The organism is Acidovorax facilis (genome assembly GCF_050626955.1).
GTDB classification, from domain to species: Bacteria; Pseudomonadota; Gammaproteobacteria; order Burkholderiales; family Burkholderiaceae_C; genus Acidovorax; species Acidovorax facilis.
Genome location: NZ_CP192462.1, coordinates 26,261 through 38,938, shown reverse-complemented (window position 1 = coordinate 38,938; position 12,678 = coordinate 26,261). Strand labels below are relative to the sequence as shown.

11 protein-coding genes and 1 pseudogene are annotated in these 12,678 nt (G+C 61.6%); 6 read left to right on the top strand and 6 right to left on the bottom strand.

Annotated features, from left to right (window positions below; translation table 11 throughout):
- Positions 1–10: 10 nt before the first annotated feature.
- From eno to ACQ4MJ_RS26185, 3 genes are read right to left on the bottom strand one after another with little or no spacing between them, the layout of a single operon-like run.
- Positions 11–1,297, bottom strand: coding sequence for a phosphopyruvate hydratase (gene eno / locus ACQ4MJ_RS26195; RefSeq protein WP_431153303.1), 1,287 nt, complete (start codon positions 1,295–1,297; stop codon positions 11–13).
- A 1-nt stretch (position 1,298) separates the two neighbouring features.
- On the bottom strand, positions 1,299–2,714 hold the full coding sequence (gene pyk / locus ACQ4MJ_RS26190; RefSeq protein ID WP_431153302.1) for a pyruvate kinase: 1,416 nt from the start codon (positions 2,712–2,714) through the stop codon (positions 1,299–1,301).
- A 6-nt stretch (positions 2,715–2,720) separates the two neighbouring features.
- Positions 2,721–4,349, bottom strand: coding sequence for an NADP-dependent glyceraldehyde-3-phosphate dehydrogenase (locus ACQ4MJ_RS26185; RefSeq protein ID WP_431153301.1), 1,629 nt, complete (start codon positions 4,347–4,349; stop codon positions 2,721–2,723).
- A gap of 390 nt (positions 4,350–4,739) precedes the next feature.
- Between ACQ4MJ_RS26185 and ACQ4MJ_RS26180 the strand changes: the two genes are divergently transcribed.
- Positions 4,740–5,696 (top strand): FCD domain-containing protein, encoded by a 957-nt coding sequence (locus ACQ4MJ_RS26180; protein WP_431153300.1) that lies wholly within the window; start codon positions 4,740–4,742, stop codon positions 5,694–5,696.
- 136 nt (positions 5,697–5,832) lie between these two features.
- Here the strand turns inward: ACQ4MJ_RS26180 and ACQ4MJ_RS26175 are convergent, their stop codons facing one another.
- Both ACQ4MJ_RS26175 and ACQ4MJ_RS26170 read right to left on the bottom strand, forming a co-directional pair.
- Positions 5,833–6,330: an aspartate/glutamate racemase family protein gene (locus ACQ4MJ_RS26175; RefSeq protein WP_431153299.1), complete on the bottom strand. Its 498-nt coding sequence runs from the start codon at positions 6,328–6,330 to the stop codon at positions 5,833–5,835.
- A gap of 106 nt (positions 6,331–6,436) precedes the next feature.
- Complete coding sequence (locus ACQ4MJ_RS26170; protein ID WP_040214134.1) at positions 6,437–6,694, bottom strand: hypothetical protein; 258 nt, start codon at positions 6,692–6,694, stop codon at positions 6,437–6,439.
- Between ACQ4MJ_RS26170 and ACQ4MJ_RS26165 the strand changes: the two genes are divergently transcribed.
- The 4 genes and pseudogenes from ACQ4MJ_RS26165 to ACQ4MJ_RS26150 all read left to right on the top strand — a co-directional run bounded on the left by ACQ4MJ_RS26165 (position 6,590) and on the right by ACQ4MJ_RS26150 (position 10,710).
- Positions 6,590–9,454 (top strand): Tn3-like element IS1071 family transposase, encoded by a 2,865-nt coding sequence (locus ACQ4MJ_RS26165; RefSeq protein WP_236749962.1) that lies wholly within the window; start codon positions 6,590–6,592, stop codon positions 9,452–9,454. The two genes, ACQ4MJ_RS26170 and ACQ4MJ_RS26165, sit on opposite strands and share 105 nt — an antisense overlap.
- A gap of 143 nt (positions 9,455–9,597) precedes the next feature.
- Positions 9,598–9,864, top strand: a pseudogene (flgA, locus tag ACQ4MJ_RS26160) (flagellar basal body P-ring formation chaperone FlgA); the annotation flags it as partial.
- A gap of 90 nt (positions 9,865–9,954) precedes the next feature.
- Positions 9,955–10,287, top strand: coding sequence for a flagellar biosynthesis anti-sigma factor FlgM (flgM, locus tag ACQ4MJ_RS26155; protein ID WP_431153298.1), 333 nt, complete (start codon positions 9,955–9,957; stop codon positions 10,285–10,287).
- A 66-nt stretch (positions 10,288–10,353) separates the two neighbouring features.
- On the top strand, positions 10,354–10,710 hold the full coding sequence (locus tag ACQ4MJ_RS26150; protein WP_431153297.1) for a hypothetical protein: 357 nt from the start codon (positions 10,354–10,356) through the stop codon (positions 10,708–10,710).
- Positions 10,711–10,834: 124 nt separating this feature from the next.
- Here ACQ4MJ_RS26150 and ACQ4MJ_RS26145 read toward each other — a convergent pair whose 3' ends face one another.
- On the bottom strand, positions 10,835–11,713 hold the full coding sequence (locus ACQ4MJ_RS26145; protein WP_431153296.1) for a LysR family transcriptional regulator: 879 nt from the start codon (positions 11,711–11,713) through the stop codon (positions 10,835–10,837).
- Between the two features lie 111 nt (positions 11,714–11,824).
- Between ACQ4MJ_RS26145 and ACQ4MJ_RS26140 the strand changes: the two genes are divergently transcribed.
- A complete protein-coding gene (locus tag ACQ4MJ_RS26140; RefSeq protein WP_431153295.1) occupies positions 11,825–12,619 on the top strand; it encodes a 3-hydroxybutyrate dehydrogenase in 795 nt (264 codons plus the stop codon).
- The last annotated feature ends 59 nt before the right edge of the window (positions 12,620–12,678 follow it).

The following is a 12,678-nucleotide window of genomic DNA, read 5'->3' as shown; positions in this document are numbered from 1 at the left end:
TATGGAAGCCTCAGGAAATCCACTTGAATGCGGAGAGGCCGTGGTACTTCGCTGAGTCACCCAGTTCTGCGCTGATGGTCAGGAGGCGGTTGTACTTGGCAACCCGGTCCGAGCGGCACAGCGAACCCGTCTTGATCTGGTTTGCGCTGGACGCCACGGCCAGATCGGAGATGAAAGTGTCCTCGGTTTCGCCAGAGCGGTGGGAAACCACCGCAGTGAAGCCGTTGGCGGTAGCCATATTGATTGCCTGGAGAGTCTCGGTGAGCGTGCCGATCTGATTGGGCTTGATCAGAATCGAGTTTGCAACGCTCTTGTCGACTCCTTCCTGCAGGATGCGGGTGTTGGTGACGAAGAGGTCGTCGCCCACCAGCTGCACGCGGCTTCCCACCCGAGCGGTCAACAGCTCCCAGCCATCCCAGTCGTCCTCGGCCAGGCCGTCCTCGATCGACAGAATGGGGTACTGCCTGACCAAGCCTTCAAGATAGCCAACGAAGCCAGCGGAGTCGTAGGCCTTGCCTTCCGCCTTCAGCATGTACTTGCCATCCTCTCGAAACTCGGAGCTCGCGGCATCCAGACCCAGCCAAAATTCTTTGCCAGCGCGGAAACCCGCAAGTTCGATTGCGTGCAGGATGGTGTCAAGCGCATCGATGTTCGATGCCAGGTCGGGTGCAAATCCGCCCTCGTCACCCACTGCGGTCGCCAGACCGCGCTTCTTCAAGACACTCTTCAGTGCGTGGAATACCTCAACCCCGTAGCGCAGTGCTTCCGGAAACGACGGGGCACCTGCCGGGATGATCATGAACTCCTGCACATCGATGTTGTTGTCTGCGTGTGCGCCGCCGTTGATGATATTCATCATAGGCACTGGGAGCTTGAAGGTGTGATTGGTCCCAGCCAAAGAGCGGTACAGCGGAAGCCGTGCGCTTACGGCCTGCGCCTTTGCAGTGGCCAGCGACACGGCGAGGATTGCATTGGCACCCAGCTTGCCCTTGGCATCCGTACCATCGGCGGCGATCATGGCTGCATCCACCGCGGCCTGATCAGAGGCATCCAATCCAGCGACCGCTTTCCGAAGTGCGCCGTCTACATTGGCAACCGCCTTGGTGACGCCTTTGCCGAGGTACCGAGACTTGTCACCATCGCGTAGTTCGATGGCCTCGCGGGTGCCCGTCGATGCGCCAGATGGTGCCGCTGCAGAACCAATGGAACCATCGTCGAGAACGACCGTCGCCCCCACGGTTGGATTGCCGCGGGAGTCGAGGATCTCGATGCCTTGTACGTTGATGATCTTTGCCATGTCAAGCCTTTGCGATGTGAATGAAATTTGTACTGCCAACGACGCCGAATGGCATTCCTGCCGCAATGGCAAGGTACTTGCCACCCGTCGCATAGCCCTCGCGCGCGGCGATGGCACAGGCGTCGACGACCATCTGCGGCACGTCGTTGATCTGGTCGTCGAAGTAAACGGAATGAACACCCCACGCGAGGGCCAGCCGGCGGGACACGGCGCGGTCAGGCGTTAGGCTGAGGATTGGCGCCACTGGCCGCTCCCTAGCAGCGCGAAGCGTCGTTGCACCGGAGCGCGTATAGGTGACGATCGCTGAAAGATCCAGCAGGCGGGATGTCACGCGCAAGGACATTACGACCGCTCCGGAGACGGTAGCACTGGGATCCTTTTGCGAAGCCTCAATTGCAGTGCGATAAAAGGGGTCCGCCTCGACCTCGGCGATGATGCGGCTCATCATCGCGACGGACTCCTTTGGATAGTCCCCTGATGCAGATTCCGCAGAGAGCATGACAGCATCGGCACCGTCATACACGGCAGTGGCCACGTCGGAAGCTTCGGCGCGCGTGGGCACCGGCGCTGACGTCATCGACTCGAGCATCTGGGTGGCGACGATCACCGGCTTGCCCGAGTCGCGGCACGCCCTGACAATTTGCTTCTGGATTCGAGGGACCTGCTCGGCGGGCATTTCCACACCAAGGTCTCCCCGCGCCACCATCACGGCATCCGAGCGGTCGATGATGGCGAGTAGCGACTCGATTGCGGCCGGCTTCTCAAGCTTCGACACAAGGGCAGCGCGGTCACCGACAATCGCTCGCAGCTCGTCCAGATCCTCCGGCCGCTGCACAAAGGACAAGGCAACCCAGTCGATTTCCAGCGTCAGCCCAAATGCCAAGTCCTCTCGGTCCTTCTTGGTCAACGGCGAGATCGGAAGCACGACCGTCGGTACGTTGACGCCCTTTCTCTCGGACAATTTCCCCCCAGCAATCACTACCGTTTCGGCAAAGTCCGATCCGCACTGCTCGACGCGCAACCGGATCTTTCCGTCGTCGAGCAAGAGGTCCGTGCCAGGCGTGATCGCTTGAAAGATCTCCGGGTGAGGCATCTGGACCCGTTCTTGAGAACCGGGCTCGTGCGCCAGGTCGAGCCGAAAGCGATCGCCCTCGCTCAACTGGATTGGGCCATCGCGGAACACGCCGACTCGCAGCTTCGGGCCCTGGAGGTCCAGCAGAATGGAAATAGGCCGACCAGCTTCTCGCTCGACCTCACGGATGAACTGCACACGCTGCTTGTGCTGTTCGTGCGATCCATGGCTGAAGTTGAGCCGGAACACATCTGCTCCAGCGTTGAACAGCTTCTGAATGGTGGCTTTGTCCGAGCTGGCAGGCCCCAGCGTTGCGACGATTTTTGCTTTTCGTGTTCTTGACATGGCTCTTCAGAGGATGAACCCCGTGTTGATGAAGTTCGAGGTGTGGTCGCGAACGATCGTGTTCAGGAGCTGCTTGCTGGAGTCGGTCGCCTTCATCGCGACCATGGAGCGAATGGAGAAGGCACGAAGCGCATCGCCGACGGACAGCGTCCCTTCCGCAGAGTCTTTGCGCCCCGCAAATGGGAAGACATCTGGGCCACGCTGACACTGACAATTGATGTTGACCCGGCACACCTGGTTGACCAAGGGATCAACGAGCTTGCCGATTTCGACAGGGTCGTTCCCGAAGATGCTCACTTGCTGACCGTGGTCGGAGGTGATCACGTACTCCAGCGCTTCCTCTACGTCGTCAAAGCTCATCACTGGAACGACCGGACCAAACTGCTCCTCCCGATAGAGCTTCATGCCTGGCTTGATCGGATACACGACCGCAGGGCGGAACATCGTCGCGCAATAGTCGCCGCCGTTGGCATTCAACACGCTCGCGCCCATGGCCACAGCTTCATCAATCGCGGACGTCATGTAGGCGGTTCGGTGCGGTCCTGGAAGCGGCGTGATTTGCACGCCATCGTCCCAGGGCATGCCCATCTTCAACGCGCCCACTTCTTCGCAGAATCGGCGCAGGAACTCGTCCACGAGCGACTTGTGGACGATCAGCATCTTCAACGCGGTACAGCGCTGCCCATTGAACGACAACGCGCCAGCCACGCATTCCTTGACGGCCGTTGCGAGGTCAGCCCCGGGTAGGACGATCGCTGCGTTCTTTGCATCCAGGCCCAGTACTGCTCGCAGACGATGGGACTTCGGGTGTTGCTTCTTCAGGAAGTCGGCGACTCTGCTGGAGCCAATCAATGCAAGGCTGTTCACTTTGCCAGAGGCGAGCATGCGTGGTACGACTACCTCGCCCGGCGCGTAAATCGTGTTGATAACGCCCTTCGGAAAGGCTGTTCGGAAGGCCTCCAGCAGAGGCCAAAACAGCAGCGTCCCGTACTGCGGTGGCTTGAAGACCACGGTGTTCCCCATCAGGAGCGCAGGGATGAGGGTGCAAAACGTTTCGTTCAGAGGGTAGTTGTACGGTCCCATGCAGAGGACGACACCCAGTGGAGTCCGGCGAATCTGCCCAATGGTTCCTTCTACGACGGTGAACCGGGAGTTCTCGTTGTCCAGTGCCTTGAGCGCCTCGATCGTCGCCTGGATGTACTCGACAGTGCGATCGAACTCCTTGCGAGAGTCGGTGAGACTTTTTCCGATCTCCCACATGATCAGCTTGACGACGAGGTCCCGTTGCGTTGCCATCTGCCGCACGAAATCCTGCATGCACTGGATACGCTCGGCGACGGTCATCGTTGGCCAGCGGCCCCGTCCGTTGTCGTAGGCCGCAACTGCAGCCTCAAGAAGTTGATCGCTTTCGGTCTCGCCCATGAGGGGATAGCTGCCCAGTTCGACCTGGCGGACTTCCCCCGATTCGTCACGCGTGCAGATCGGCGAGAAGACCTTCTTACAGGGACCGTCCCAGACAGCAAGCCGCCCATCGATCACATAGCGCCGCTGCTCGATCAGACCGTCCAGTCGAAACTGGGTAGGGATTGACTCCGCTGTGGGAAACAGATTGCTCAGGGCATCAGATGGGTGCATGACAAGTCTCAGAGTTCTCTCGTTACAGCCTCTCAAGGCTGCTGGGTTATGGAGCTTCGGAACAAGACCCGTATCGGCGGCCAACTGGAGGCTTCACAGGATCTGCGGCACCGACAAGCCCTGCAGATCGAGCACACCATCCAACAAGCGACCCGCTGCACCTGCTCTCTGGAGGTCACGCCTCGAACAAGAAACCAAAGTGGTCGTAGTGCTATTGCGCGATCTCAAAAACTGGTCCTGTCATCGAAGGACGCAAGAGTAGGTCATTTGAATTATTGTGTCAACTAATTCAAAATAACATCATGGCGGGTGACGACCATCTTCACGCGTTGCGACCCTGTTGCGGCAAAATGCCGCAAACCGTATCCAGCGCCAACCCGTGTACTCCGCATGAAGCAAAGTTCAGACAAGCAACGCGAGCCCGTCGAGAAGCCGGTGGCCAATCTGGTGCCACGGTCTCCCGCGGTGGTGAAGACTGCCGTTCGGCTTATGAACCACCTGGTGGAGAACGAGGTCTCCAAGGGCAGCACTCTCTCGTCTCAGCCACTCGCCGACGCCCTTGGGGTTTCGAGATTTCCTGTGCAGCAAGCGCTGGCATGGCTGGTGGAGCAAGGCGCGGCAGTACAGCCGAACGGGCGTGGTTTTGAACTCTCGGCAACGAAGGCCGGCATGCAACGACTGATCAGGGAGCATGTGGGACCTGATTCAATCTCGCCGTACATGAAACTGGCGCAGGACCGCATCGCAGGGCTGCTCCCCAAAGAGGTTACGGAGCAGGGCCTTGCGAAGATGTATGGCCTGACGCGCATGCAACTGGCACCGATCCTCCACCGAATGGCGCAGGAGGGTTGGATCCGGCGAAAGAGCGGGCATGGTTGGCAGTTCACGGAGATCATCGATTCGCCGCAATCTCACGCGGACGCCTATATGTTTCGTATGGCGGTTGAGCCAGCTGCTATCCTGGCACCGACCTACGAGGTCGATCCGCTCGCAATCGCGCGCCTGCGCGCAGAGCAAATTGGTCTGAGGGACGGGCGCTTAGGCAAGATCACCAGCGTCGATCTGTTTGAGATCGGGGCGCGCTTCCATCAGACGATCATCGGGTTCTCGAACAACGGGTACTTTGTTTCCAGCCTCGAGCGCATCAATCAACTGCGCCGCTTGGTTGAGTACCGAGCCATGGCACAGCCTGGCTTCTACCGTCAGCAAAACGTGGAGCACATTGAGCTGCTCGACTTGCTGGAGCAGGGGAAGCGGCGGGCAGCCGCAACGTTTCTGCGCCGCCACTTGAACGTCGTCTTGCGGCACAAGATGGAAACCCTGTCGAAGGATCTACTCCTGGAGTAGCGCACCGGTTGTGGGACGTGAGAGCACCTACGGCAATCTCGATGTCAGCTTTGCCAGCCCTTTCAGACCACGACGCAGTCGGGTAGAGCGGCTGCCTCCATGGCGACAATCCTGCATCTGTCAGTGCGCGGTTTGCTCAGCGCTGCCCAGGGTTCTGCGATTCGCGCGCTTGCACTGCGCTGCGGAGCTCTAGGACTGCGGCTTCAGGAGCGCTGAGAATCGGCGTCTGCGTTGCGGCACGGGCAGCGTCCAATGCGGTCGATGTAGAGAAGTGCGCGAGCATGATGGCATCACACGATGCAAGCCGTGGGATCGCCGCAGCAACTAGCTGGTTGTGAGTTTCGATATCGCCCGCGCGCGCTGCGACGATTGCTTCCGGTATGCAGATCGTCTCCAGCCTGACATCGACGCCAGCCTCCTGCGCCTGGCGTCGGAATGCATCCGCCATCGAACTGACTGCAGGCTCAAAGGTCGCGAGCATTCCGATCTTGGATCCGCGGCTCATCGCCGCCTTGAACATTGCCTCGTCTGGCTTCAACACAGGCAGCGGAAGCGCTCGCGCTGCAGCTTCAATTGCTGGCGCAAAGGCTGAGCAGGTGAAGAGAACGCCGTCGGCGCCAGCGGAAGCCCCCATCTCCGCAAGGGTTCGGATGCGCGTGCGGATGTGGGGCGTCAGCTCTCCTGCACGCTCCAGGTCGGGGTCTCCTCGTTTTCAGTGCAATAAGTGACGGTACGCAAAGCTAGCACTGGCGCGGGGGTGGTCTGGGTAGACCGTTGATTTCATTGACTTTCCTGTTCGCTTTGTAAACGGGTATGGTGGCCTCCCACTTTTGAGGTTCACGATGCAGGGTTGGCACACAACGTTTTTGGGGATGCGTGGGCTCCCCCGCGATATCAGCGACTTCGAGATGAAGGCATTTTTCACCTTCGATGGTGCCGAGCGCGACGCAATCAATGCACGCCGAGGTGATTCCCACAAGCTTGGTCTGGCGCTCCATATTGGTTTCCTGCGCATGAGTGGGCGTTTGCTCGGTGCCTTTCGGGTAATTCCAGTAGCCTTGTGGCGCCACCTTGGCAACGAGCTTGGCATTGCAGCACCAGAAGTCGCCTCGCTGAGAGCCATGTATGAACGCGGGCGCACGCTATTCGATCACCAACAAGTAGCCTGCACGGTCCTTGGATTCCAGTGGATGAGCGAGCACCAGCGCCGCTCACTGGTACGTGAACTGCGCGACGAAGTGGCGCGCTGCGCCGACCGCGATCAGCTACTCGTGCGGGCGCGTCAATGGCTGTACAAGAACAAGCTGGTGATCGTGCACGAGCGGGCAATTCGGACACTGATTGCGGCGGCACTTGCCCAGCTTGAAGTTGAAACAGGCACCGCCATCGCCGCCAGCGTTGATCCAGCAACACTTGATCGCTGGCGAGCCTCAGTTTCAGAGCTGCGCCCAGATGGACAAACCCAGCAGAGTTGGCTATGGGCTGCACCGGCGAAACACTCAACCCGCCAAATCAGCGAGGTACTGGAGCGCATCGACCTGCTTTACACGCTGGACGTTCATAAGCACCTGGCAGACATCCCCGATCTCATCTTGCGCCGCTACGCGCGCCGACTTGTCTCCAGGCCGCCCTCAGCCGGAGCCAAGATCAAAGAGCCAGCGCGCACCGTGGAGGTCGCATGCTTTCTTCGGTATTGCCTGTTCACCACCACAGACCAGTTGATCCTTATGGTGCAGCGCCGGATCGCCGATCTGTGGCGTCAGGCTGCCGCCGATGTCCCCGCTACCGTCAATTGGGCCGCAATGTACAAAACGCTGCTCGGCGAACTTGTTGCCTTGAGCGCGCAAGGTGCGGTGCCAGATGCTGAGTTGCGTGCCCGTCTTGAAGCCTTGATCACCGAAACCCAGAAACGCAAACCACCGAGCAGGGCCTCCCTGGTCCGCGAGGGATTGATTGATGGAATTCGCCCCGTGCGGTCGTTGCTCGTCGCCATTGCAAAGCTGCCCTGGCAGGCCACCGGCGAGCATCCTGCCATCGAGTACCTTGCCAAGCTGCAAGCTTTATATCTCAAAGGATCCAGAAAGCTGCCAGTTGAAGTGGTGGCACCAAGTCTGGGAATGATCTGGCAGGTTTCGATCTCCAGCCCAGACCGGGAACGGGCGTTTCAGGCGTTGGAGGTGGCCACCCTGTTTGCCCTGCGCCGCGCGGTGCGCAATGGCTCGGTCTGGATTGAGCACAGCCTGAGCTTTCGGGGTCGTGCGCGCTTGTTCTTCACGGACGAGCGTTGGCAGGCAGAGTCCAAGAAACACTATGCCCGTCTATCGTTACCCAGCAAGGCTGCCACTTTCTTGAAGCCTTTGCTGGCCAGAGTAACTGCCGGTGTCGATGCGGTGGCCGCTGCAGCCCGCAGTGGCGTACTGCGCGTGGATGATGAACTCCATTTGTCGCCATTGCCCGCAGAGGACGAAGACCCAGAAGTGACCAAGCTGCGCGCGGCTTTGGATCACCGCATCGGTGAGGTTCAATTGCCGGAAGTGATTCTGGCCGTTGACGCCCAGGTGCGCTTTAGCTGGATCATGCTCGGACGTGAGCCGCGCTCTACCGACGAGCTGCTGATGGTCTATGCCGGCATCATGGCCCACGGCACCAGTCTGACTGCGGTCGAATGCGCGCGCATGATTCCGCAATTGTCTGCCACCAGCATTCGCCAGGCCATGCGCTGGGCGCGGGACGAACGGCGTCTGAGCCAGGCCTGCCAGGCTGTGCTGGAATTCATGCAGCGACACCCGATTGCCGCCACCTGGGGGCGGTCCGATTTGGCATCTTCTGACATGATGAGCATGGAGACCACCAAACGGGTGTGGCAAGCCCGGCTTGATCCTCGGCGCAACACACCTTCCATTGGAATCTACTCCCATGTAAAAGACCGGTGGGGCATCTTCCATGCGCAGCCCTTTGTGCTCAATGAGCGCCAGGCGGGCGTGGCCATTGAAGGTGTCATCCGCCAAGAAAAGCTGGAGACCAGCCAGCTTGCTGTGGATACCCATGGCTACACCGACTTTGCCATGTCACATGCCCGTTTGCTTGGTTTTGATCTTTGCCCGCGGTTGAAGGAACTCAAACAGCGCCACCTCTTTGTGCCACGCGGCACCAAAGTGCCCGCAGAAATCGCTGCGGTGTGCGAAGCCAATGTCGACGTCGCTTTGATCGAAAAGCATTGGGATAGTCTGGTGCACCTGGCAGCCTCGGTCATGAGCGGACATGCCAGTGCGGTGGCAGCTCTTGCGCGGTTCGGTTCTGCCGCCCAGGGCGATCCAATCTATGAGGCTGGCGTGCAATTGGGGCGGTTGCTGCGTACGGCGTTTTTGGCTGACTACTTTGTCAAGGACGCTTTCAGGAACGAGTTGCGCCGGGTGCTCAATCGGGGCGAGGCTGTTAACGCCCTCAAGCGCGCCATTTATACCGGCCGGATCAGCCCGGCGCAGGCCAAACGTGTCGATGAAATGCAGGCTGTGGCCGATGCGTTGAGCCTGATGGCCAACATCGTGATGGCGTGGAATACCTCACAGATGCAGGCGGTCCTGGATCGCTGGTCGAACCGCCGCCAGGTCATTCCACCGGAACTGATCGGGAAGATTGCGCCCACCAGGCTGGAGAGCATCAACTTGCGGGGTGTGTTTCGCTTCCCGGTTGACCGCTATGCTGACCAAATCCTGCCTTCGCGGCCAAATGCATCGATAACTGGCACCAATGGATGAAACCGACCACGGTTTGACGCCACGAATCGCAGATTTGAAAGTGAACAGGAAAGTCAATGAAATCAACGATCTACCAACACCACCTCCGCGCCAGTGCTAGCTTTTCGTACCGTCACTTATTGCACTGAAAACGAGGAGACCCCAACCCGGACATGTGGGTGGGCCAGGTGGCGGCCCGCTCGCTGGCGGGGGGGCAGGCGCTGCGCCAGAGCATGGTGCGCGCGCCCCATCTGTTCCGCGCCGGCGCCCAGGTGAAGATCGTGGCGCAGGGGCCGGGCTACGCCGTTACCTCGGCGGGGCAGGCCATGACGGCCGGCGCGGCGGGGCAGACTGTGCGCATCCGCATGGACAATGGTCGGATAGTTAGTGGAACTGTAAGTGAAAACGGGACAGTGGACGTGGCGCTTTGATGACGGGGTGGCGATAAATCGCTAAAGTCCCCGCCGAATGGGTCGAAAACATTGCTACTGTGCCCCACACCCGGGGTGGTGGAGAGAGCGATGAAGATAGGTCAGAAACCGGAACTCCCGGGCGCCTTGGCGCAGACGGGGCTTGCAGCCAAGCAAGCCAAAAGTCCTGCAGCCCCCAGCGCCGCCGAAGGAGCCGCCAAGGGCGCGCAGGCAGCGTCGGCCGCCGGTGTGCCTGTCACGGTCTCGACGGCGGCCCGGTCCCTGGACCAGACGGCCCGCGCCTCCGGCGACTTCGATGCCGGCAAGGTCAAGGCCGTGCGCGCCGCGATCGAAAAGGGCACGTTCTCGGTGGACGCCGAGGCCATCGCCGACAAGCTGCTGGACAACGCGCAGGAGATCATCTCGCGCTCGCGCGGCCACTGAAAATCCACGTTTTTCCTTGGTCTAGTTTCTTCGTCGCCCCGCCGCTGAACTGAAGCTCCTTTCTGGATGACCCTCGAAACCGCCCTGGCGAACGTCGAACAGCAGGTGCAGGCCGTTTCGGCCGCACTGCTGGCCACCGACGCGCCGGAGTTGGAACGCTGCAGCGCCGCGCTGCGGCAGGCCGCCGCCGAGCTGGCCGAGGTCACGGGGCGCACCAACACCGCCAGCCTGCCGCCCGCCCTGGCCCAGCGCCTGAAGGCGGCCAGCGCCAGCGTGGCCATGCAGCGCGACAACCTGGCCCGCGTCGCGGCCCTCACCGACCGCCAGGTGGCCACGGTGCTGCCGCAGGCGGGCAGCGGCGAAAGCGTCACCTACGGCAGCGGAGCCGGCACGGTGGCGCGCATCTACAAATCCGTTGGTTGAGAGAATGCTCCTGAAAAGGGAGCTGGTTGCGCTTGATATATAAGGTTTTCAGATGGTTTTCTATCTGAAATCCAGAATTGGCAGGCGCGAGCAGCTCCTTTTTGTGTAGCGGAGCGGCGCCGGCTCAGAACGCGCCGGTCTCCAGCAGCTTTCTGAGCAGCGGGTTGCTGTTGTTGGACCGCCAGGCCAGTCCGTGGTCCAGGCTGGCGCCCTCCGTGCTCAGCTCCTTGAAGACCAGGTCCCGGCTTTCCTCCTGCTTTTCCAACTCCTGGGGGGCCACGGTCACACCGACGCCGGCGGCCACCAGGGACATCAAGACCTGCGAGGTATCGGTCTCGCGCACCACCCGCGGGATGAACCCGGCGTGCTTGCAGGCGGCGTCCATGGCCGTGCGCAGGAGAAAGCCCCGGTTCGCCGGGTACCCCACGAACGGGTCGGCGCTGAGATCGCCCAGGCTGACCTGGCGCGCGGACGCGAGGCGGTGGGTCTTGGGCAGCGCGAGCCCGAGCTTGCAGGTGGCGTGCACGCGGGCCTCGATGTCCGGGTGCGTCAGGGGCAGGAAGCACAGCGCCAGGTCCAGCTCCCCGTTGAGCAGCAGAAGCTGCAGGTCGCCCGTGGGATGGGGCCCGCGGATGTCCAGCGTGACGTCGGGAAAGTTCTGCTCGCAGACGCGCACCACCAGGGGCAGCAGCGTCTGGCTGGCCCGCCCGGTGAACCCCACGCGCAGCAGGCCCTTGGTGCCGCGCTCGACCTGCTGGCAAGCCTCGATGGCGCCTTCCAGCTGGGACAGGAGGGGGCGGACGTCGTCGAAGAACGCCTTGCCGGCGGGGGTCAGCTGCACCTGCCGGGAGTGGCGCTTGAACAGGCTCACCCCCATCTCTTCCTCCAGCTGGCGGATGCGCTGGCTGAATGGCGGCTGGGCCATGTGCATCCGGTTGGCCGCGCGGGTGAAATTCAGTTCCTCGCCGAGCACGACAAAGCTCCTGAGGTGTCGCAGTTCCATGGCTTCTTCGCAATTGAGACGCTGTGAGTATAGGTGGGGGCAAATAACAGTATTGGACGCACAGAGACCCCGGCGGAACAATTCCTTCCGAACAGAAAGAGGTCTTTGCACATGCAGAAAAACGGAGACGCGGCCCGGCGCATCGCGCTGGTGACCGGCGGAAATTCAGGTATCGGGCTGGCCATCGCCCAGCGCCTTGCCAGGGACGGGATGTGCGTGACGGTCAACGGCCGCGAGGCCCAGGGCGCCGGCCAGGCGATGTGCGACGCGGCGGCCGGCGCGCCGGGCATGCTGCGCTACCGGCAGGCCGACCTGCGCGATCCGGCGCAGATCGACGGGCTGATCCAGTCGCTGGTGCAGGAGCACGGCGCCATCGAGGTGCTGGTGAACAACGCGGGGCTGCAGCACGTCAGCGCCATCGAGGCGTTTCCCGTCGCGGTGTGGGACGAGATGCTCGCGGTCAACCTCTCGGCCAGCTTCCACACCATCCGCCTCGCGCTGCCGGCCATGCGCCGGCGCGGCTGGGGCCGCATCATCAACATCGCCTCCATCAGCGGGCTGCGGGGCCGCGCTGGCAAGTGCGCCTACAACGCCACCAAGCACGGGCTGATCGGCCTCACGAAAGCCGTCGCCCTCGAAACGGCGGCCACCCCGATCACCTGCAACGCCATCTGCCCCGGCTGGGTGCACACCGCCCTGGTGCAGCGCCAGGTGGAGGCGCTGGCCGAGAAGGAGGCGCTCGACATGGAGGCCGCGACGGCCCGGCTGCTGGGCCTGCGCCAGCCCTCCGGGCGCTTCGTCACCAAGGACCAGGTGGCCTCGCTGGCGGCCTACCTCTGCTCGGAGGACGCCCAGGAGGTGCGCGGCGCCGCCTGGACCATCGACGGCGCCACGACCGCCGCCTAGAGACATTGCCGCCCCTTTCAGAACCCGTTCCGAGGAGTACCATTTCGTGATCGTTCCGC

What these genes read in the sequence shown, in the direction of transcription:
- eno (WP_431153303.1), bottom strand. Translation starts at nt 1,297, where the DNA reads ATGGCAAAGATCATCAACGTACAAGGCATCGAGATCCTCGACTCCCGC.
- pyk (WP_431153302.1), bottom strand. Translation starts at nt 2,714, where the DNA reads ATGTCAAGAACACGAAAAGCAAAAATCGTCGCAACGCTGGGGCCTGCC.
- ACQ4MJ_RS26185 (WP_431153301.1), bottom strand. Translation starts at nt 4,349, where the DNA reads ATGCACCCATCTGATGCCCTGAGCAATCTGTTTCCCACAGCGGAGTCA.
- ACQ4MJ_RS26180 (WP_431153300.1), top strand. Translation starts at nt 4,740, where the DNA reads ATGAAGCAAAGTTCAGACAAGCAACGCGAGCCCGTCGAGAAGCCGGTG.
- ACQ4MJ_RS26175 (WP_431153299.1), bottom strand. Translation starts at nt 6,330, where the DNA reads ATGGGGGCTTCCGCTGGCGCCGACGGCGTTCTCTTCACCTGCTCAGCC.
- ACQ4MJ_RS26170 (WP_040214134.1), bottom strand. Translation starts at nt 6,694, where the DNA reads ATGGAGCGCCAGACCAAGCTTGTGGGAATCACCTCGGCGTGCATTGAT.
- flgM (WP_431153298.1), top strand. Translation starts at nt 9,955, where the DNA reads ATGAAGATAGGTCAGAAACCGGAACTCCCGGGCGCCTTGGCGCAGACG.
- ACQ4MJ_RS26150 (WP_431153297.1), top strand. Translation starts at nt 10,354, where the DNA reads ATGACCCTCGAAACCGCCCTGGCGAACGTCGAACAGCAGGTGCAGGCC.
- ACQ4MJ_RS26145 (WP_431153296.1), bottom strand. Translation starts at nt 11,713, where the DNA reads ATGGAACTGCGACACCTCAGGAGCTTTGTCGTGCTCGGCGAGGAACTG.
- ACQ4MJ_RS26140 (WP_431153295.1), top strand. Translation starts at nt 11,825, where the DNA reads ATGCAGAAAAACGGAGACGCGGCCCGGCGCATCGCGCTGGTGACCGGC.